This window comes from Campylobacter sp. P0085, assembly GCF_002139495.1.
GTDB classification, from domain to species: domain Bacteria; phylum Campylobacterota; class Campylobacteria; order Campylobacterales; family Campylobacteraceae; genus Campylobacter; species Campylobacter devanensis.
In genome coordinates this window covers 136,782-156,963 of sequence record NZ_MJKB01000005.1, presented here as the reverse complement: position 1 = coordinate 156,963, position 20,182 = coordinate 136,782, and the positions used below count along the sequence as shown (strand labels likewise).

Sequence of the window (20,182 nt, the reverse complement as noted above, 5' to 3'; positions counted from 1 at the left end):
TATGTAGAAGGAAATTTATGGATATTACTCTATTTTTACAGCAGATGGTAAATGGTTTTAGTCTTGGATCCATGTATGCTTTGATAGCTATTGGCTATACTATGGTTTATGGTGTTTTAAGGCTTATCAACTTTGCTCATGGCGATATTATGATGGTTGGGGCATATGTGGCTTTGTTTTGTATGACTAGTATGGCACTTCCTTTTGGATTTGCTTTACTTTTTGCAGTTGTTGTATCGGCACTTCTTGGTGTTTGTACTGATAAGATTGCTTATAAACCACTTCGCTCAGCTCCTAGAATTTCACTATTAATTACAGCTATTGGTATTAGTTTTTTACTTGAAAATGTGTTTCAAGTAGTGTTTGGTGGCACACCTAGATCATTTAATGTACCTGAGTTTTTTGAACAAGTAGTAAGTATTGGTGCGATTACATTGCCAGTTAGTGCTATTTTTGTACCAGTAATTACAATATTTTTATTAATGATAGTGTTGTATGTGCTTTATAAAACAAAATATGGCATAGCAATTAGAGCGCTTGCTTTTGATATTAGTACAGTTAATTTAATGGGAATTGATGCAAATTTAATCATATCTATTGTTTTTGGACTTGGCTCATCTCTTGCTGCCATTGGCGGTGTATTTTGGGCTATTAATTATCCTAGTATCGATCCATTAATGGGCGTATTAATTGGGCTTAAGGCTTTTGCCGCTGCGGTGCTTGGCGGTATTGGTAGCGTTGGCGGAGCTGTGCTTGGCGGATTTATTATTGGATTTACAGAGGTTGTTGCTGTGGCGCTATTTCCAGATCTTGCAGGGTTTAAAGATGCTTTTGCATTTATCTTTTTGATTTTGGTTTTACTATTTAAACCAACTGGAATTTTGGGATATAATTTTGAAAAGAGTAGGTTTTAGATGGCAAGTAGATTTAAATTTTGGTTAGCTGTTATTTTAGCAATTGGGTTTTTATTTTTCTGTGATGCGTATCTAGGCGAGTATAGTTTAGGAATTGTAAATAATATTGCTATATTTATTACTCTTGCTATTAGCTATAATCTTATAAATGGAGTTACTGGACAATTTAGTCTTGAGCCAAATGGGTTTGTGGCTGTTGGGGCTTATGTAGCTGCTATTTTGCTTCTTAATGCTGATTCTAAGCTATATCAATTTGATGCAGCTGAGCCATCAAATATTATCTTAGCTATTTATACTAGTAATTTTATTTTAGCAATGTTTATCAGTGGTGTTTGTGCTACACTTTTAGCTTTACTGCTTGCTATGCCTGTATTTAGAGTTAGGGGTGATTATTTGGCTATTGTTACTTTGGGGTTTGGTTTTATAATTCAACTTTTAGCTGTAAATTTCCCTGCCTTTACAAATGGTTCAATTGGCTTAAATGAGGTTATGAGAGTTGATAGTAATGGAGATTTAAGTCGCTTTACAAATATTTTTTATAGTGGTGGACTAGCTATTTTTGCTACTGTTGTAATTTTAAATTTAGTATATTCTAAATTTGGCCGTGCTATGAAAGCCGTAAGAGATGATGAAGACGCAGCTATGGCTATGGGGATTAATACCTTTGCTACTAAGACTACAGCGTTTTGTGTAAGTGCATTTTTTGAAGGTATGGGTGGAGCTTTACTAGTTGGATTATTAGGTAGTGTTAGTCCTGATCAATTTACATTTATGTTTACATTCTTACTGCTTATTATCATAGTGCTTGGTGGACTTGGTAGTACTACTGGAGCTATTATTGGTACAGTGTTAGTAATTGGTGGTAGTGAGTGGCTAAGATTTTTAGATGAGCCTATGAATATCTTTGGCTATCAAACTGAGGCTTACCCAGGGCTTAGAATGGTTGTATTCTCATTAGTATTAATCTTTGTAATGCTGTTTGCTAGAAAGGGTATTATGGGGCAGATGGAGCTAGGGGATCTATTTAGAGGTAGACGCAAATGATATTAGAACTAAGTAAAATTTGTAAAAATTTTGGTGGTGTAGAGGCTATCAAAGAGACTAGCTTTGGTGTAAAAAGTGGAGAGATTTTTGGGCTTATTGGGCCTAATGGGGCTGGAAAAACTACTATGTTTAATATAATTACTGGAGCCTATGAGCCAAGCAGTGGTGAGATCAAATTTGATGGCAAAAGATTAAATGGAATTAAGCCAAATAAAATTGTAAATTTAGGTATTGCTAGAACATTTCAAAATATTCGTCTTTTTGGTTCTCTTACTGTCTTAGAAAATGTATTAATCGGCTTAAATAGCTCAACAAGATATAGTTTTTTAGAAGCTTGTTTGCATCTTGGTAGATTTGCTAAATCTGAAAGAATAGCCAAAGAGCGCGCTATGGCAATTTTAGAGCGTTTAGGTATTGCTAGATATGCTAATGAATTTGCTAAAAACTTAAGTTACGGAACGCAGCGCAAAGTAGAGATAGCAAGAGCGTTAGCAACTAATCCAAAACTACTTTTACTAGATGAACCAGCAGCTGGTATGAATCCTAGCGAGAGCGATGAGTTAGCAAATTTGATATTTGATCTTAGGGCTACTGATGGGTTATCTATTTTATTAATTGAGCATGATATGAAATTTGTAAATCATCTTTGCGATAGGGTTTTGGTGCTTGATTATGGTAGGGTGATTTTTACTGGCTCGCCAGCTGATGCGGTAAAACACGAAGATGTTATAAGTGCTTATTTAGGGGATTTTATACAATGATAGATGTTAGAAATTTGCATGTATATTATGGAATGATTGAGGCTGTAAAGGGGATTAGCTTTTCTGTGCAAACTGGTCAAATAGTAAGCTTAATCGGCTCAAATGGCGCAGGCAAAACTAGCACTCTAAATGCGCTTATAAATTCAGTCAAAAGAAGTGGTGAGATAAATTTTTTAGGCTATGATACTAGCAGACACAAGACTCACACAATCGTAAAGCAAGGTATAGCCTTAGTGCCAGAGGGCAGAAGAGTTTTTATAAATCTAAGCGTAGAAGAAAATCTTAAAATGGGTGCTTTTAATAATGATGAAAACTATGAGCATTTAAAAGAGACTATGTATGATCTATTTCCAAGGCTTAAGCAAAAGCGTGATCAACTTGCTGGAACTCTAAGCGGTGGAGAGGCTCAAATGTTAGCTATATCTAGAGCTTTAATGAGTGAGCCAAAGCTTTTAATGCTTGATGAGCCTAGCCTTGGCCTTGCTCCTAAGATTGTAGGCGAGGTTTTTGATATTATTGAGAGGCTTAAAGAAGAGGGTATTACTATATTATTGGTTGAGCAAAATGCATTTTTAGCCCTTAAAACTAGTGATTATACCTATGTATTAGAAAATGGCCATATCGTTATGGAAGGTGTATCAAAAGATATGATAGGCAATGATGAAATTCGCAAAAGATATCTTGGTGCATAATTGTAAATTTAGATAGATTTAGAGTAAATTTAAGTATAAATTAGGGCGAGTTTCTTCGCCCATTTTATTAAAATTTATAGTTATATCCTACATATACACCATAGTTAAGTATGTTATCATAATCTTCTATACCAGTTGTTTGGTAGTCGCCTTTTATACCAAATTCAATCTCATTATTTTCAACAACTTCATAGATACCACCAAGTTTTACTTGACTTTCAACCACTACAAATAGATCTTTAATCGCTGCAACACTGCTCATTAAATCTATATCAACCAAAACTTTTTGCCAAATTTAATTATGTTTGCTATATAAAAAATTTAAATTATTAAAATTTAATTATAAAATAAAAATTATAAAATAAAAATTATAAAATAGTAATTAAAAGTTACTTATAGTAACATTTATGGAGTAATCATCTGGCTTGGGCTTCCATTTATACTATGATAGATTGTGGTTTTGTATTTATATGCTTTTAGTTTTAGTAGTTTGCTTTGTAAATTTGGCTGAGTAGATGGGCTAAACCACGCATTATTGCTAATAGCTATCATAAATTTAGGATTATCCTTAAATAGCTCATCTTTGGTAGCTTCATAGCAGATAGCATTTCGTATCTTGACTCCATCTATCTCATAATCACTTACGCTATTAGCATGACTATAATCTACGGCTGAATCAAAGAATATCTCATTTATTAAATTTTTAATAAAATTTGGAAGTGGTATCTCTTCACCAAATGGCACTAATATTAGCTTGTCAAGTCTTTTTATTTCCCCTTTATCAAAAAGATAGGTTGAATTGTATATCTTATTATTATTAGCTCCTAGAGCTCCAGCTACGATGGCGATTTGATATGATTTTTGTTTTAAAACGCTAAGTAAAATTTCACTATGATCTAAAAATAGTGGAAATGAACTCTCAGGTAAAACTACAATTCTAGAGCCATCACTTATAGCTTGATCAATCATATCAAGATTGCTTTTTACAATTTTATCTTTTGTAGAGCGTTCCCAGATTTTATCTTGACTAATATTTGTGCTAATAAGTGAGATATCAAAAGGAAGGCTTTTAGACTCAGTTTTATAGTTGTAATTAATCGCTAAAGAGCAAATAAGCAATGAGATACCAATATATATATTAAATTTAATAGCTATAATTATAGATATAAGCACCAAAGCAAGAGTATAAATAGTAGGCTTAAAAAGTGTATCGACAAATATCAATTCAAAATTCAACCAATCAAAGCCAAAAGGTGTCACATAACTAGCAAATAGCAAGAAAATAGCCTTGATATAGATACTCTCTAGCCAACTAACAGCTAAAAATATAAAGCCATATATTAAGCAAATTCCCAAAATTTCAACAGGTATAAGATAGCCAAAATTATAATAAATCAAACTAAAACTAATCCAATAAAACCAAAATAATCCGATAAAAAACCCACTCCAAAACCAAATTTTTCTATCGCTTTTTAAAAGGATATATAAACCTATAATCGCACTTAAAAGCCCTAAATTTGCTATATATTTTAAATTTAGTAGATCCAAAAATATAAAAAGGGATAGCAAAATAGAGATCATAAAGCCTTTTATTATAAATTTTAATGTAAAATAGGCAACTAATTTTTTCTTAAAGGATTTACATGGCAGAAAATTCAATGCTAACTTCATTATTACCTCTTGTTGTATTGTTTGCAATATTCTATTTTTTGGTTATTAGACCACAGCAAAAGCAGCAGCGTGAGCATAAAAATATGCTAGCAAATCTCCAAAAAGGTGATAAAATCATCACAAATGGAGGCTTAGTATGCGAAGTGGTAAAACCAGAAGATGATTTTATCAAAGTTAAACTTAATGATGATGTAATTGTCCGCATTGATAGAAATTTTGTCGCCAAAAAATTAGACAAAATAGAGTCAAGTGATGAGAAGTAGGGTAACTTATAGGCTTATAGTTTTTATCCTTGCTTTAGTGTTTGGTATATTTTTTTCTATACCAAGCTTTACTGATAGTCAAAATGGTAAAAAGGTAAGCCTAGGGCTTGATTTACAAGGTGGTTTATATATGCTATTAAGCGTCCAAACAGACGCAGCTTTAATATCTAAAATCAAATCAATAGCTTCAGCTATCAAATACGATACTGATAAAAATGATATCTTAGTAGATAGATTAAAAGCCGATGAGAGCGGGATTAGTATAGCTCTTTTAGATAGTGATGATATCAAGAAATTAGATGGAATTTTATCTAAAATCAGTGGTATTGAAATTCAAAAAGATGAGCTAAATTACAGAATTTTACTCACCCCGCAAGAGAAGATCGACACAGCCAAATACGCAGTAGATCAAGCAGTAGAGACTATCAGAAATCGCTTAGATCAATTTGGCTTGGCTGAGCCTACGGTGATTAAGCAAGGTGAAGATAAAATTTTAGTTGAACTTCCTGGTATTAAAAATGCAGCCGATGAGCAAAGAGCCATGGATTTGATAGCCAAATCAGCGCATTTACAGCTCATGGCAGTGGATGAAAAACGCCAAGATATGGCTCAAACTATGAACGAAGATGAGGCCGCAGCTTATGGAGATCTATTATTAAGCGATGCTAGAAATCCAAGATATAAGTATTTAGTTAATGAAATTCCTATCTTAGATGGTAGTATGCTAGTAGATGCTAAGGTGGCATTTGATAATCAAACAAATATGCCAATTATAAATTTTACTCTAAATGCTCAAGGCGCTAAGATATTTGGGGATTTTACTGGAGCAAATGTAGGTAAAAGACTTGCTATAGTATTAGATAATAGAGTATATTCAGCTCCATCTATTAATGAGAGAATTGGCGGCGGAAGCGGTCAGATAAGTGGTGGATTTAGTGTAGAAGAGGCTAGAGATGTGGCTATAGCTTTAAGAAGCGGGGCATTGATAGCTCCTGTGAATTTAGAAGAGAAAAGAAGCATAGGCCCAAGCCTAGGTCAGCAAAGTATCGATCAAAGTATGGTGGCGCTATCTGTGGGTGCTATTTTGGTTTTGATATTTATGGTTATGGTGTATGGTCTAGCTGGAGTTTTGGCTAATATCGCTTTAGTTGTTAATATAGTGCTACTTATAGCGGTTATGGCGCTATTTGGTGCGACGCTTACACTTCCTGGTATGGCTGGTATTTTGCTTACTATCGGTATGGCCGTGGATGCCAATGTGATTATAAATGAGCGTATTAGAGAGCTTTTAAAAGAGGGTCACAATATCCACACTTGTATCCAAAAGGGCTATCAAAATGCTATGAGTGCTATCGTGGATTCGAATTTAACCACGCTTATAACTTCAGCTGCTCTATATGCTTATGGCACTGGACCTGTAAAGGGCTTTGCTGTAACTATGAGTATAGGTATTGTAGCCTCTATGCTTACGGCGATTTTAGGTACCCATGGGATGTTTGAGTTTTTAAGTCGCAAGATAGAAAAGGGTAGTAGCGTGCTGTGGTTTGGTTATAGGATTAAAAGGGGCTAAAATGCAGGTATTTGATAAGGGTAAAATATATAATTTTATGAGCATTAGATGGGTGATGTTTGCTCTTAGTGGTGTGCTGTTTTTTGGCTCTATTGCGCTTTTATTTACCAAGGGGTTAAATTATGGGATTGACTTTGCTGGTGGGACGCTAATTCAGGTTAAATATCATGATAAGGATGCGCCAATAGATTTGATTAGGCAGAAATTTGCTAGTAATGAAATTTTGAAAAATGCTAGTATCACAGAGTTTGGTTCAGCTAGCGAAATCACCATTAGATATACCACAACTAGTGATAGCTTAGGCAATAATCCTGGGGATTTTGTGGCTGATATGCTTAAAGGTAGTGGGGAATTTGAGATTCGCCGAGTTGATGTAGTAGGGCCAAAAATCGGTAGTGAATTAAGGCAAAAAGGTATAATGGCTATTGTTGTTTCGCTTATTTTGATACTTGTTTATATCGGTATTAGGTTTGAGTGGAGATTTGCAATAGCAGCTATATTTAGTGAAATTCACGATGTAGTTATCGTGCTTGGGGCTATTAGTTTGCTTAGTATTGATGTGAATTTAGATACCTTAGCGGCGGTTTTAACTGTTTTAGGATACTCTCTAAATGATACTATTATTATATTTGATAGGATTAGAGAGAGGATTAGAGATAGTAAATTTATAGAGTTATTTGGGGTGATTAATGAGTCTGTATCGCTTACTCTTTCTAGGACTTTGATGACTTCTGTGACTACTCTTTTAGCGGTGATTACCCTATTTTTCTATGGTGGAGATATGATACATGGATTTTCTACTATTATGATAATTGGAATTTTAATCGGCACTCTAAGCTCGGTTTTTATAGCAGCACCTATGCTAAGTTGGTTTAGATTTAGTGTTGAGGGTTATAGAGCGTTGATTGTTGCTAAGGAGCTAAGAAAAAAAGAGAAAGAGAAAATTCGCGCTATGTATGAAAAAGGTAGATTATAAGGAGTTTATATGGATTGGGGTAAGGTTATATTTACATTTTTTGCACTTATGAGCTTGACTACTACGGCTGGGTTTTTATTTGAAGATAGTGCTGTGGCTCTGTTTATCGCTGCTAGTATAAATTTGATCTCAACTCTATTGAAAGTAGGAGTAAGAAATTTGCTCGCAGCGGAGCTTTTTGCTAGTTCATTGGTGGCTGATTTACACCTAATTCCTGCTTTTGTATTGCTAATAACTGGCTATAGCCAAAGTATGGTATATACGCTAGTTATAGGTGCGATTTTGGCAAATATATTTTCTATTATTTTGATATTGATAGAAGCGTATAAAACTAGAGATGAATTTTAAGGATAGATAATGCAATATGTAGCTAAAGATATAGAGTATAAATGGCAAACTACTTGGAGAGATAGCGGTTATAGCGAGCCAAAAGATGATTATAGCTTACCTAAAAAATATATTTTATCTATGTTTCCATATCCTAGTGGCAGACTTCACATGGGGCATGTGCGAAACTACGCTATAGGTGATGCCCTATCTAGGTATTATAGAAATATGGGGTTTAATGTTCTTCAACCAATGGGTTTTGATAGCTTTGGTATGCCAGCAGAAAATGCTGCTATAAAGCATAAAATTCATCCTAAAAAATGGACATATGAAAATATAGAATATATGATAAAAGAGCTTGATACCTTGGGGTTAAGCTTTTCTAAAAATCGCTTATTAGCTACTAGTGATCCACTCTATACAAGATGGGAGCAAGAGTTTTTCATAAAAATGTATGAAAAAGGCTTAGTATATCGCAAATCCGCTGTGGTAAATTGGTGTGAAAATGACCAAACAGTTTTGGCAAATGAGCAAGTAGAAGATGGCAAATGCTGGAGATGTGGCCACGATGTAATCCAAAAAGAGATGCCAGGATATTATCTTAAAATTACAGATTATGCTAATGAGCTTTTGGAGTGTTTAAAAGATTTAGATGGTAAATGGCCAAATCAAGTTATAACTATGCAAGAGAATTGGATAGGTAAAAGTAGTGGGCTTGAGTTTGAATTTAAGCTTGATGATCGTAGCAAGGAGATTGCTAGTGAAGATGGATTTATGGTCTTTACTACTAGGGCTGATACTATTTATGGAGTTAGTTATTGTGCTTTAGCGCCAGAGCATAGCCTTACAAAAAAGATTTTAAATAGTGATAATACCCCAAAAGAGATAAAAGATAAGATCAAATTTATGCTAAATCAAAGTCCAAAAGAGCGCCAAATAGCCGATAAAGATGGGGTCTATCTAGGCATTAATGCTATCCATCCGATAACTAAAGAGCTAGTGCCGATATGGTGTGCGAATTTCGTCTTGGCTGAGTATGGTCATGGGGCTTTGATGGCGGTGCCTGCTCATGATGAGAGGGATTATGAGTTTGCTATTAAATTTAATCTACCTATTAAAAAGATAATAGAGTGCGATGAGTTGCCATATACTCAAAAGAGTGGCAAGCATATAAATTCAGATATGATAAATAATATGGATTATGATGAGGCCAATAAAACTATCATAAATTACTTTGAAAATAGCAGTAGCGGTAAAGAGGTTACAAACTACAAATTAAGAGATTGGGGTATCTCTAGACAGAGATATTGGGGTGCGCCGATCCCTATAGTGCATTGTGATAAATGCGGAGTTGTGTGCGAGAGTATTGAGAATTTACCTGTTTTATTGCCTGAAGATGTGAGTATCACAGGTGAGGGAAATCCGCTAGACAAGCATCCAAATTTCAAAAAGTGTAAATGCCCTAAATGCGGTGGTGAAGCTAAAAGAGAAACCGATACTATGGATACATTTTTTGAAAGTAGCTGGTATTTTGCTAGATATGCAAGTGATGAGAAAACTTGGGAAAAAGTAGCCTTTGATAAAAAAAGTGTTGATTATTGGATGAGTGTAGATCAATATATCGGTGGGATAGAACACGCTATACTTCATCTTTTATACGCTAGATTTTTTCAAAAAGTTTTAAGAGATCTTGGTTATTTGCGTGATAGTGAGCCTTTTGCTAGTTTATTAACTCAAGGTATGGTCTTAAAAGATGGCGCTAAAATGAGTAAAAGCAAGGGAAATACAGTTGATCCAGATGAGATTATTAATAGATATGGTGCTGATACCGCAAGGCTATTTATACTTTTTGCAGCACCACCGCAAAAGGAGCTTGAGTGGAATGATAGCGCTGTTGAGGGTGCTTTTAAGTTTATAAATAGGCTTTGTGATAGAAGTGTAAATGCCTATAAAACAGAGCAAATCCCATCTATAAATCACTCAAATTTAAACAAAGATGAGAAATACGCAAGGCTAAAAGTCTATGAAGCACTTAAAAAATCAAGCGAGGTTTTTGAGAGTAGCTTTACATTTAATACCTTAATCGCTGCTTGTATGGAGGCTCTAAATGCCCTAAATGCTCAACAAAACAAAGATATATGGACGGAGGGGTATTATATAATTTTAAGTTTGCTTGAGCCTATTATCCCGCATGTCTCTTGGGAGCTTAGTAGCGAGCTATTTGGACTTAAAAATCTTAGAAAAATCGAGCTTAAAAGTGAAGTTTTTGAGAGTGATACTATAAATTTAGCTATCACTATAAATGGCAAAAGACGAGCCGAGATAGAGATAGATAAGAGTTTAAGCGATCAAGAGATCATAAATCAAGCCAAAATCGCTGTATCTAAGTGGATTGGCTCATCTGAGATTATAAAAGAAATTTATGTGCCAAATAAGCTTGTAAATATCGTCATAAAGGGATAGAGTGAGATTAATTGCCATTTTATTGCTAGCGTTTTTTATCGCAGGTTGTGGCTACAAACCATCTAGCGTGGCAGCTAGAGATGCTATAGGAAGCAGCGTTTGGGTTGATGTGATAATTAGTAAAACTGATCCTGAGAGTACTGTGGTTATCAAAGATGGTATAAAATCAGCAATGCTTAGGCGCTTAGGTGTAAATTTAGTAGATAAAAATGAGGCTGATAGCATAATAATAGCTTCTATTAAATCGCTTACATTTTCAGCTATATCATATGATCAATTTGGATATGCTACAGCATATAAAGCAAATTTAGTAATGGAATATAGATTAAAGCAAAAAGATGGCTCAATAAAGAGTATTTTAACTAGCGGAGATTATGATTTTAGAGTTACAAAGCGACTAAATGATAGAAGATTTACCGATAGTGTTATTAGCGATAATGAGAGATTTGATGCTATTACAAATGCATCTTTGCAGTGTTTTGACGAGTTTGTAAGTAAGCTAGCTATGCAAGGTCTTTTAAATGGCAAGCCTAATCTCTGAGGTTATCAAAGATGTATTTAAGGAGGCGAGTGATAAGAATATTATTCTAACTCCAGATAACTATCATGAGTTATTTTGTGCGGCTGCAGCTAGGCGAGGACTGAGTGTAAATGAGTGCAAGAGACTTGAAGGCTATATTGCTCGCTTAGATAAGAGTTACCAAGATGAGATAAAAAAGATAAATGTAAAAAGCATTGATGAGCTTTTTGCTTTTATCTGTTTTAGGTTAAATCGTGCTAATCTAAATGATATAGCTAAAATCAGTCAAGCCCAGACAATGCTTTTAAAACGAGTGTTGCATGCTATAAATTTAATGCACAATAATAAGGCTAAAGAACTAGCTAATTCAAGCTATTCTATGCTAAATGGAACAATTAATGTTGAGAATTTAAATTTAATCAGAGACCGATGGTTTGAGTTTGTTAGCCATTTTGATACTAATTACATCAAGCGACTTGAAAAATATGGAATCAAACAAAGTGATGATATAGAAACCATAATTTCTAAAATTGAGAAATTTAAATATAAAACTAAAGAGAAAAATTTAGAATATCTATCTTACTGCGAGTTATTAATTGCTGCTCTTGTACCATCTATTGCGCCTGGTGCAGATGATGATATAGCTAGAGTAAGTGAGCATTTAAGATCTAATCCTGCTTTATTAACTAGTCAAGCTATGGAAGAAGATATTAAAAAATGTATTTTAAAGCGTGTAAGATTAGACCAAAATGAGATAAAACAAAAAATTAGCGCCTTAGATGAGATTTTAAACAATTTAAATAAACAAATTCAAGATTTTGCTAATACTCTTTTAGATAATGGCAGCAGTCTTGATGGTGCGATTTTTGAGATAAATAGCATAACTAGCTATGATGAATATAATGCTATTAGACAAAAACTACAAAATACATCAAATTCACTTCGTAGTGAAATTTCGGCTATGGGGTTAAAGCTTAGCGATGATAGCAAGATAATTAATGGATTAAAAGAGCGTATAAAAGAGCTTGAAGAGATGATGGAGCAAAGTAAGACCGATGAGCTAACAGGAGTTAATAATAAAAATAGCTTTGAGATAGAACTTGCTAATATCGAAGAGGCTAGAGTAAAGTATGGTGTTGATTATAGCATTGTAGCTATTGGGATAAATTTACTAGATGAAATCAAAGCAAAATATGGAGCAAATGCCAAAGATGCAATTTTATCTACAATGGCTAAAATCGTACAAAATCGTTGTGTAAATGGAGAGTTTATAGCTAGAACAAATACGGATGAGTTTGTGATTTTAGTAGGTAATTTAGATAAAAATGCTACTAATAGGTTAGCTGAAATTATGATAAATGATATTAGTGGGTGTAAATTTAGATATAAAGATGAGCACATAATAGTAAGTGCAAGTTGTGGAATTGCTACACGCTCAGAGTGCAATAGTCAAAATGAGATGCTACAAAGGGTAAATTTAGGGTTGCAAACAGCTAAAAATGAGGGGATAAATTGTATACGAGCACTTTGATGGATTATGAAGCATTTTTAAATAAAAAGCCATTATATTATGATGAGATTGATTATACTAGATTTCCTAGGATATTTAATTTAGTTAAATTACACTTAAATTTACCACCTATAATCCATATAGTAGGCACAAATGGCAAGGGAAGTACAGGTAGATTTTTAGCTCAAATTTTAGCTGGGGCTGGTAAAAAAGTTGGACATTATACTAGTCCGCATATTTTTGATTTTAGTGAGAGATTTTATAGTAGTTTTGAAGAAATTGATAAATTTAGATTAAATTTAGCTCATAATAGACTTTTAGAGATTTTTAGTTTAATTAATAATACTAGTGAAATAGTAGAGAGTTTAAGCTACTTTGAGTGGGCAACATTGATGGCTGGGGTAATTTTTGAGGGGTATGATTTTTTAATTTTAGAGGCTGGAATGGGCGGAGAATATGATGCGACAAATGCCTTTGATAAGTCTCTTAGTATATTTACCCCTATTGGTCTAGATCACATTGATATGCTTGGTAGTACGATAGAAGAAATTGCTAAAACTAAACTTAATTCAATGCAAAATCAAGCATTAATTAGTAGTGAGTTTGCCTGTATGGAGTTAGCAAATCAAATCGCTAAGCAAAAAAGTGTAAGATTAATAAAGCAAAGTGAAATTTATGCTAAAGAGATTCAAAATTATGCTATTAAATTTAATTTACCAGAATTTTTAAGAGCAAATTTAAGTTTAGCAGTAAATGCAGCCAATATTTTAAATATAGAGAATTTAGCCCAAATCATATCAAATTTAGGCGCCTTAACTTTGCGTGGCAGATGTGAAAAAATAAAGCCAAATCTTATAATTGATGTTGGACATAACGCTCACGCTGCTAAGGCTATAGCTCAAAATTTGCAAAATATAGGTTGGAGAGAGGTAAATTTAATATATAATGCCTTTGATGATAAGGATATCTTTGGCGTTTTATTAAGCTTAAAGCCTTTTATTGGTAAAATCCATATTTATAATTATAAAAGCTATAGTAGAAAATTAGCTACACATAAGATAACTCAAATTGCCAAAGATCTTGGTATTACATGTTGCGAGTTTACAAATTTAGATGAAAATGAGAAATATTTAGTCTTTGGTTCATTTATGTTAGTAGAAAACTTCATTAAGGAAGAGATTGAAAGATAAGATTGTTGTTACTATAACTGATGTCAATGGCTCTAGAAATTATTTATTAAGCCAGGTTTTAAAGAGAATTTTTATATATGTTGTTGCGGTTTTATTGCTTATTTTTGTTCTTGGTGGGCTATATATGGGATATTTGCAAGATGAGACAAATGTTCTAAGAGAGACTAAAGAGGAGCTAATAAGTAGTAGTAAAAATTTAAATATAGAGTATGAAAATATAAAACAAAAGCTTTCAACCAAAGAAGAGGAGTTGATGGCTATAGAAGATAAAATTTCATTTTTAGAAGAGCAAATCGGGCTAAATGATGACTCAAATAGTACTACAATTGATGATAGATTAGAGCAGATTAAGCTTACTGTTGAGCAACAAAATATAATATTTTCAATGATTCCAAATGGCAAGGTAATAGAAGATGGCGGTATTACAGCAGCATTTGGTTGGCGAACTCATCCAGTGTTAGGGCATAAGCATCTTCACCAAGGAATTGACCTTAGAGCGCCAATTGGAACTCCAGTGTATGCTCCAGCAGATGGAGTGGTACAAGTGGCGGGATTTAATGTAGTTGGCGGATATGGATATTTAGTAGTTTTAGAGCATAATTTTGGCTTTAAGACTAGATTTGCCCATCTATCTAGAAAAGATGTGGTAAAAGAGGGACAGTTTGTTAAAAAGGGCGATCTAATAGGCTATAGTGGAAATACTGGTATAAGTACAGGTCCGCATCTGCACTATGAGATAAGATTTGTACAGCGGCCACTTGACCCGATAAATTTTATCAATTGGAGTCGAAAAAACTATGAAGAAATATTTGAAAAGGAGAAGCGAGTAACATGGCAGTCTTTGGTAAAGGCAGTAGCAAATTTAACTCTGAAACAACCATAATATCAGAAGGCGCATATATAAAAGGCGAGTTAGCCTGCGGTTCAGTTTTATATATTGAAGGTCATGTAGATGGTATGATAAAATCAAATAACACAGTAGTAATTGGTAAAAATGGTAAGGTTACAGGAATAATATCAGCTAATAAAATTGTAGTAAATGGTATTTTTGAAGGCAATGTAGATGCAGATTCAGTGGAGATTTTAAGTGGTGGATTTGTGTTAGGTGATATTTGTTCAGGTAGTTTTAGCATAGAAAATGGTGGTAAATTTGATGGTAAAAGCTCTCTTAAAAAGTCAAATTCAATGCAATCGCTAGAGAATTTTGAGATAATTGACACAGAGGAAAGTGGTGCAAGCAAAGATATATGAGTTTTTTAAAGCTCATAGGGATAAATTTAAAATATTAATAGTAAGCGACGATAAGAGCGCTTCTAAGGCTTACGCAGCAGCGACTTATGCTGGGCGTGAGTGTTTTGTTTTGCCTGATTTTAGAGCTAAAAGAGGCGATGATTTACGGGCGTTTAATAGTGAGCTTTTAGATATTAGTAAAGCTTTAAGCAGCTTTTGGCAAAGTTCTAATTCAAATAAACTTTTAATAACTCCATTTCGAACAATCCTACATAAATTACCAAGCGCTAATCAATTAAGAGTAAAAAATATAAATTTTGCCGATACAATTGATTTAAATAGTTTTAAAAACGAAATGCTAGCTTATGGATATACTTTTGTTGATATTGTCGAAAGTAGGGGAGAGATTAGGATTAGCGGAGATATTATTGATATTTATAGCGTAGCTGATGAGTGGCCGTGTAGAATTTTGCTTGATATTAATCTAGTTGAGAGTATTCGTAGGTTTGACCCAGCTACGCAAAAAAGTATAAAAGATGAACAAAGCATCACTATTACTCCATATGTGGCTGCGCTTGATCAGACTGAATTTAAGAATGCATTAAAGAGTGCTGAGCATATAGAGTCAAATTCTCTTACGCATGATCTAAATTCGTTTGGATTTTGGGTAATTGATGGATTTATAAATTATTTAGAACAGTTTGAGGCTGTGCGTGATGGAGATATAGATTTTGATGAGTGCGAGATGGATATAAGTGCTCTTGAGGCGGTAACAATCTTGCCTTTAGCAAAATCATATAGGCCATTTGAAGGCAAGATAAATAATGAACTAATTAATTTTCACAAAGATAAAAAAATAGATATTTTAAGCTCTAATAAGAGTGCTTTTAGAGCATTGGGGCTTGATATTAATTTAAATTTAAATTTTATTCAAAGTGACTTAATACTAAATCTAATAAGCAAAGATGAGCTTATAATTAGCCTAAATCAGCCTATTTCACGTCAAAAAAGACGCAAGGCTAGTATTGTTTTAGATGAGTTAAAGATTGGAGATTTTGTCGTTCATAGCGAGTATGGAATTGGTAAATTTGCTGGTCTGGAGTTAATAAGAGTGCTTGGTAGTAGCAAAGAATTTGTTGTTTTAACTTATCAAAATGATGATAGATTGCTTTTACCAACAGAGCATCTTGATATGATAGATAGATACATCGCTGGAAGTGGAGCAGTAGTTAACCTAGATAAGCTTGGCAAGGCTAGTTTTGCAAAGCTTAAGCAAAAAGTCAAAGAAAAACTCTTTATCATTGCTAGTAAAATTATTGCTTTAGCAGCAAAGCGTGAGTTAATCGAAGGTGTTAAAATAGAAGCCAATACAGCTGAATTTGCTAAATTTCAAATGGAAGCAGGCTTTTGCTACACTAGTGACCAAGATAGAGCTATAAATAGCATTTTAAGCCATTTAAAAAGCGGTAAGGTTATGGATATGCTCTTAAGCGGTGATGTGGGCTTTGGTAAGACTGAAGTTGCTATGAATGCGATATTTGCCTGTGTTAAGAGTGGATTTCAAGCGCTATTTTTTGTGCCTACTACCTTACTTTGTGCTCAGCACTACAAAAGTTTACAAGAGAGACTGAGTAAATTTGATATTGATGTAAGACGACTAGATAGATTTAGTAGCACAAAAGATAAATCACGCTTGCAAGCTGATTTGCAAAATGGCAAACCACTTGTAGTAATTGGAACGCATGCTTTGCTTAGTGTACAAAGTGCAAATTTAGGACTGATAATAATCGATGAAGAGCATAAATTTGGCGTAAAGCAAAAAGAGAAACTAAAGGAATTTAGTGAGCATTCTCATCTATTATCAATGTCAGCTACACCAATTCCACGAAGTCTAAATATGGCGCTAAGTAGCATAAAAAGCTATTCTACATTAACAACGCCACCACTTGATAGATTAGATGTTAGAACTTTTGTTAAAGAGTGGGATAAAGGATTAATTAAAGAGGCTATAATGCGTGAAATTCGCCGTGCTGGGCAAATTTTTTATCTTCATAATAAAATTGCTGATATGCCTAGTATTGAGCGTGAGCTAAAGCAGATTGTGCCGACTTTAAAAATTTTAACTCTTCATAGTAAAATTGATGCTAAAACTAGCGAAGATGAGATGATTAAATTTGCTAATGGTGAGTATGACTTGCTTCTTTGTACTAGTATTGTAGAAAGTGGAATTCACTTGCCAAATGCAAATACTATAATAATAGATGAAGCTAATAAATTTGGTATTGCAGATTTGCATCAGCTACGAGGTAGAGTTGGTAGGGGTGCTAAGCAGGGATTTTGCTACTTTTTGGTTGAAGATAGGCAGAGTTTAAGCGATGAAGCGATTAAACGACTTGTAGCACTAGAATCAAATTCATTCTTAGGTAGTGGCGCCTTATTAGCTTATCATGATTTAGAAATTAGAGGCGGAGGAAATCTAATTGGTGAGGCACAAAGTGGCCATATAGAAGCTATTGGTTACTCTTTATATCTTAAAATGCTCGAAGATGAGATAAATTTACTTTTAAATAAAGATAATAAAAACGATACTCAAGTCGATATAAAACTAAGCGTAAATGCATTTTTAAATAGTGAATTAATTGCTGAAGATAGGCTACGACTTGAACTTTATAGACGACTTAGTAAATGTACTGAGGTAAGCGAAGTTTATGAGATTGGCGGTGAGATTGAGGATAGATTTGGTAAGCTTGATGTTTATACTAAGCAATTTTTAGATATTATTGCTATTAAAATTATGGCTGCTAAACAAGAATTTAAACATATTAGCAACTATGAACAAAATATAACATTAACCAAAATTGCTGGAACAAAAGTTGCTTTGAAATCGCCAAGCAAAGATGATGACGATGTCTTGGCTGAAATTTTGAGCTATTTAAGGAAAAATAGATGATGATTTCAAGTGTTTCATACTACCAGCCAAATTATATGGTAGATAATCAACAAGCTGATGCAAAAACAGGTGATCAAGAGAGCCATAAGCACAACAATCAAACTCAAGCAGAGTTAAAAAAAAGATATAAACATGAGCTAAGTCAAGAGCAAAAACTTCAAGTAATAGAACTTCAAAAGCGAGATATAGAGGTTCGCAATCATGAAGCTGCTCACATGTCAGCAGGAGCTGGACTAACTACTGGGGCTAGTTATAGCTACCAAAGAGGCCCAGATAATAAGATGTATGCTATAGGTGGTGAGGTTGGCATAGATACATCACCAGGCAAAACTCCAGAAGAGACATTAAAAAAGGCCGCCCAAATCAAAAGAGCAGCCCTAGCACCAGCCCAGCCAAGCTCAGCTGATCTTCAAGTAGCAGCCACAGCTACAAATATGGAGATTGATGCTAAGATTGAAATTCAAAATGAATTACTAAAAGAGCAAAAGCAAGATAAGCAAAGTGATGATAAAACTCAAAGTAATAAGAATCAATCTGAGCAAAACGAGTCAAATTTAATTCAACATATTTATCAAAATAAAAATAATCCATATGTGCAATATGATTATAGCTCTAGAGTAATAGGATTATTTTAATGAAAATAAAATGGAGAAATACCTATGCAGCACTCGTGCGAGATGGCAAGTTAAGACCGGTTAGAGATATTGCTAAAATTGAACTTGATAGTTTTGTAAATTTGCAAAGTCAAATAGAACAGCTTGAGCTTAATACAATTAAATTTATTGAGCACGGAGTGATAAATCATGCGCTTTTGTGGGGCGAGAGAGGCTGTGGAAAGTCTAGTTTAGTGCGTGGAATATTTTGTAAATTTATGGATAAAAACCTGCGTTTAATCGAGATAAGTGCTAGAGAGTTAAAAAGTTTGCATAAAATTCTTGATAAAATAAGAGATAAGAAAAAGTATAAATTTATAATTTTTTGTGATGATTTTGGATTTGAAAATGGGGATAAGGCCCTAATTGAGCTTAAAAGCCTCTTAGAAGGCTCGATTGAATCTCCGCCAAGTAATGCAATATTTTATGCTACAAGCAATTTAAAGCACTTAGTAAGAAGCCGCCCAAATAGCGACAATTATATCGTCGAAAAAGAAAATAGTAGAGAAAATTTAAGCCTAGCTGATAGATTTGGATTGCATATTAGCTTTTATGAGCTTAGCGTAGATGAGTATATGGATATTGTTTATAATCTTTTTAAAGGGTGTGATATAGATAAAAATCGCCTAAAAACTCAAGCGCTTGCTTTTGCAGCTAGTAAGGGTGTAAGAAGCGCAAGAAATGCTAAGCAATTTTGGCAAAGTATAAAGGACGATATTGAGAAGTGTTGAGCTATTTTTGGCACTTGATGGGGTTTGCGAGTTTGACTTTGAGTTAAATAGACATTGGTGGCCAGATTATGGGAGCTTTTGGGTTATAGTGGGTGCGATTTTGACTCAAAATGCTAAGTGGTCAAGCGTGGAAAAATCTTTAGCCAATTTAAGAGATTATGGGGTTAAAGAGCTATCAGATATCGCAAATTTGAATATCGAAGTTTTAAGCGAACTTATTAAGCCGAGCGGATTTTATAATACCAAAGCCAAAAGGCTTAGTATGCTTTGTAATAAAATTATAGATAAATTTGGTAATTTTGATGAGTTTGCTAGTAGCGTTAGCTTTGAATGGCTCATAGCACAAAAGGGCTTAGGACTTGAGAGTGTTTATTCTATTTTGTGCTTTGGTTGTGGGCGTGATGTGATGGTCGTAGATAGCTATACTAATAGGATTTTAAGTGCTTTAGGATATGAATTTGAAAGCTATGAAGAGGCTAGGGAGTGGCTAGAGAGTATCGATAGAGATGAGATTTATAAAGCAATTGGTGATATAGGCGATAATGAGCTATTTTGTCGTTATCATGGGGTTATTGTGGAATTTTGTAAAAGCCATTTAAAAGGGGCTAAATTTGATGATTTTGCTTTGAGTTTATTTAGTGAGATTGCTATTTAGATAGCGTTTAAATCAATTTCTATCTTTATAATTAAAATTCACAATAGCTTAACAAATATCAT

20 protein-coding genes are annotated in these 20,182 nt (G+C 33.9%); 18 read left to right on the top strand and 2 right to left on the bottom strand.

From position 1 onward, the window contains the following. Positions 1 to 17: 17 nt before the first annotated feature. The 4 genes from CIGNP85_RS06995 to CIGNP85_RS06980 are packed head-to-tail and all read left to right on the top strand — an operon-like array spanning position 18 to position 3,411. A complete protein-coding gene (locus CIGNP85_RS06995) occupies positions 18 to 914 on the top strand; it encodes a branched-chain amino acid ABC transporter permease (protein WP_086224817.1) in 897 nt (298 codons plus the stop codon). After that, positions 915 to 1,958, top strand: a complete 1,044-nt coding sequence (locus tag CIGNP85_RS06990; RefSeq protein ID WP_086232727.1) for a branched-chain amino acid ABC transporter permease — start codon at positions 915 to 917, stop codon at positions 1,956 to 1,958. Further along, positions 1,955 to 2,719, top strand: coding sequence for an ABC transporter ATP-binding protein (locus tag CIGNP85_RS06985; protein ID WP_086224815.1), 765 nt, complete (start codon positions 1,955 to 1,957; stop codon positions 2,717 to 2,719). Before CIGNP85_RS06990 ends, CIGNP85_RS06985 begins: the two co-directional genes overlap by 4 nt. After that, complete coding sequence (locus CIGNP85_RS06980; RefSeq protein ID WP_086224814.1) at positions 2,716 to 3,411, top strand: ABC transporter ATP-binding protein; 696 nt, start codon at positions 2,716 to 2,718, stop codon at positions 3,409 to 3,411. The genes CIGNP85_RS06985 and CIGNP85_RS06980 overlap by 4 nt, the downstream gene beginning before the upstream one ends. 67 nt (positions 3,412 to 3,478) lie before the next feature. On the opposite strand, the gene CIGNP85_RS06975 is transcribed toward CIGNP85_RS06980, so the two are convergent. Both CIGNP85_RS06975 and CIGNP85_RS06970 read right to left on the bottom strand, forming a co-directional pair. Next, positions 3,479 to 3,691 (bottom strand): hypothetical protein, encoded by a 213-nt coding sequence (locus tag CIGNP85_RS06975; RefSeq protein WP_086252347.1) that lies wholly within the window; start codon positions 3,689 to 3,691, stop codon positions 3,479 to 3,481. 125 nt (positions 3,692 to 3,816) lie between these two features. Then, on the bottom strand, positions 3,817 to 5,082 hold the full coding sequence (locus CIGNP85_RS06970) for an apolipoprotein N-acyltransferase (RefSeq protein ID WP_086287642.1): 1,266 nt from the start codon (positions 5,080 to 5,082) through the stop codon (positions 3,817 to 3,819). Between CIGNP85_RS06970 and yajC the strand changes: the two genes are divergently transcribed. The 14 genes from yajC to CIGNP85_RS06900 are packed head-to-tail and all read left to right on the top strand — an operon-like array spanning position 5,055 to position 20,120. Then, complete coding sequence (yajC, locus tag CIGNP85_RS06965; RefSeq protein WP_086224811.1) at positions 5,055 to 5,345, top strand: preprotein translocase subunit YajC; 291 nt, start codon at positions 5,055 to 5,057, stop codon at positions 5,343 to 5,345. The two genes, CIGNP85_RS06970 and yajC, sit on opposite strands and share 28 nt — an antisense overlap. Further along, positions 5,332 to 6,915 (top strand): protein translocase subunit SecD, encoded by a 1,584-nt coding sequence (gene secD / locus CIGNP85_RS06960; RefSeq protein WP_086233715.1) that lies wholly within the window; start codon positions 5,332 to 5,334, stop codon positions 6,913 to 6,915. The genes yajC and secD overlap by 14 nt, the downstream gene beginning before the upstream one ends. Position 6,916: 1 nt before the next feature. Then, entirely contained in the window at positions 6,917 to 7,891 is a 975-nt protein-coding gene (gene secF / locus CIGNP85_RS06955; RefSeq protein ID WP_086287640.1) for a protein translocase subunit SecF, read from the top strand. Between the two features lie 9 nt (positions 7,892 to 7,900). After that, complete coding sequence (locus CIGNP85_RS06950; RefSeq protein ID WP_086226273.1) at positions 7,901 to 8,239, top strand: DUF6394 family protein; 339 nt, start codon at positions 7,901 to 7,903, stop codon at positions 8,237 to 8,239. Between the two features lie 9 nt (positions 8,240 to 8,248). Then, on the top strand, positions 8,249 to 10,681 hold the full coding sequence (leuS, locus tag CIGNP85_RS06945; protein ID WP_086287638.1) for a leucine--tRNA ligase: 2,433 nt from the start codon (positions 8,249 to 8,251) through the stop codon (positions 10,679 to 10,681). Position 10,682: 1 nt separating this feature from the next. After that, positions 10,683 to 11,222, top strand: a complete 540-nt coding sequence (lptE, locus tag CIGNP85_RS06940) for an LPS assembly lipoprotein LptE (RefSeq protein ID WP_086244194.1) — start codon at positions 10,683 to 10,685, stop codon at positions 11,220 to 11,222. Continuing rightward, entirely contained in the window at positions 11,203 to 12,732 is a 1,530-nt protein-coding gene (locus tag CIGNP85_RS06935) for a diguanylate cyclase domain-containing protein (RefSeq protein ID WP_086287635.1), read from the top strand. The genes lptE and CIGNP85_RS06935 overlap by 20 nt, the downstream gene beginning before the upstream one ends. Continuing rightward, positions 12,732 to 13,901: a Mur ligase family protein gene (locus CIGNP85_RS06930; protein ID WP_086238708.1), complete on the top strand. Its 1,170-nt coding sequence runs from the start codon at positions 12,732 to 12,734 to the stop codon at positions 13,899 to 13,901. The genes CIGNP85_RS06935 and CIGNP85_RS06930 overlap by 1 nt, the downstream gene beginning before the upstream one ends. Continuing rightward, positions 13,891 to 14,784, top strand: a complete 894-nt coding sequence (locus CIGNP85_RS06925) for a M23 family metallopeptidase (protein WP_086226267.1) — start codon at positions 13,891 to 13,893, stop codon at positions 14,782 to 14,784. Before CIGNP85_RS06930 ends, CIGNP85_RS06925 begins: the two co-directional genes overlap by 11 nt. Beyond that, a complete protein-coding gene (locus CIGNP85_RS06920; protein WP_086224802.1) occupies positions 14,733 to 15,152 on the top strand; it encodes a bactofilin family protein in 420 nt (139 codons plus the stop codon). The genes CIGNP85_RS06925 and CIGNP85_RS06920 overlap by 52 nt, the downstream gene beginning before the upstream one ends. Next, positions 15,133 to 18,081, top strand: coding sequence for a transcription-repair coupling factor (mfd, locus tag CIGNP85_RS06915; RefSeq protein ID WP_086287633.1), 2,949 nt, complete (start codon positions 15,133 to 15,135; stop codon positions 18,079 to 18,081). The genes CIGNP85_RS06920 and mfd overlap by 20 nt, the downstream gene beginning before the upstream one ends. Further along, positions 18,078 to 18,716, top strand: coding sequence for a putative metalloprotease CJM1_0395 family protein (locus tag CIGNP85_RS06910; protein WP_086287631.1), 639 nt, complete (start codon positions 18,078 to 18,080; stop codon positions 18,714 to 18,716). The genes mfd and CIGNP85_RS06910 overlap by 4 nt, the downstream gene beginning before the upstream one ends. Next, positions 18,716 to 19,465 carry a DUF815 domain-containing protein gene (locus CIGNP85_RS06905; RefSeq protein WP_086232739.1) on the top strand — a complete coding sequence of 250 codons (750 nt, stop codon included), beginning with the start codon at positions 18,716 to 18,718 and terminating at the stop codon, positions 19,463 to 19,465. Before CIGNP85_RS06910 ends, CIGNP85_RS06905 begins: the two co-directional genes overlap by 1 nt. Then, a complete protein-coding gene (locus CIGNP85_RS06900) occupies positions 19,452 to 20,120 on the top strand; it encodes a 3-methyladenine DNA glycosylase (protein ID WP_086287629.1) in 669 nt (222 codons plus the stop codon). The genes CIGNP85_RS06905 and CIGNP85_RS06900 overlap by 14 nt, the downstream gene beginning before the upstream one ends. Positions 20,121 to 20,182: the final 62 nt, after the last annotated feature.

Excerpts from the sequence above, each read along its gene's own strand:
- CIGNP85_RS06910 (WP_086287631.1), top strand. The coding sequence starts at position 18,078 with ATGATGATTTCAAGTGTTTCATACTACCAGCCAAATTATATGGTAGAT.
- yajC (WP_086224811.1), top strand. The coding sequence starts at position 5,055 with ATGGCAGAAAATTCAATGCTAACTTCATTATTACCTCTTGTTGTATTG.
- CIGNP85_RS06950 (WP_086226273.1), top strand. The coding sequence starts at position 7,901 with ATGGATTGGGGTAAGGTTATATTTACATTTTTTGCACTTATGAGCTTG.
- secF (WP_086287640.1), top strand. The coding sequence starts at position 6,917 with ATGCAGGTATTTGATAAGGGTAAAATATATAATTTTATGAGCATTAGA.
- leuS (WP_086287638.1), top strand. The coding sequence starts at position 8,249 with ATGCAATATGTAGCTAAAGATATAGAGTATAAATGGCAAACTACTTGG.
- CIGNP85_RS06990 (WP_086232727.1), top strand. The coding sequence starts at position 915 with ATGGCAAGTAGATTTAAATTTTGGTTAGCTGTTATTTTAGCAATTGGG.
- CIGNP85_RS06935 (WP_086287635.1), top strand. The coding sequence starts at position 11,203 with ATGGCAAGCCTAATCTCTGAGGTTATCAAAGATGTATTTAAGGAGGCG.
- CIGNP85_RS06995 (WP_086224817.1), top strand. The coding sequence starts at position 18 with ATGGATATTACTCTATTTTTACAGCAGATGGTAAATGGTTTTAGTCTT.
- CIGNP85_RS06930 (WP_086238708.1), top strand. The coding sequence starts at position 12,732 with ATGGATTATGAAGCATTTTTAAATAAAAAGCCATTATATTATGATGAG.
- CIGNP85_RS06905 (WP_086232739.1), top strand. The coding sequence starts at position 18,716 with ATGAAAATAAAATGGAGAAATACCTATGCAGCACTCGTGCGAGATGGC.
- CIGNP85_RS06980 (WP_086224814.1), top strand. The coding sequence starts at position 2,716 with ATGATAGATGTTAGAAATTTGCATGTATATTATGGAATGATTGAGGCT.
- CIGNP85_RS06970 (WP_086287642.1), bottom strand. The coding sequence starts at position 5,082 with ATGAAGTTAGCATTGAATTTTCTGCCATGTAAATCCTTTAAGAAAAAA.
- CIGNP85_RS06985 (WP_086224815.1), top strand. The coding sequence starts at position 1,955 with ATGATATTAGAACTAAGTAAAATTTGTAAAAATTTTGGTGGTGTAGAG.
- CIGNP85_RS06920 (WP_086224802.1), top strand. The coding sequence starts at position 14,733 with ATGGCAGTCTTTGGTAAAGGCAGTAGCAAATTTAACTCTGAAACAACC.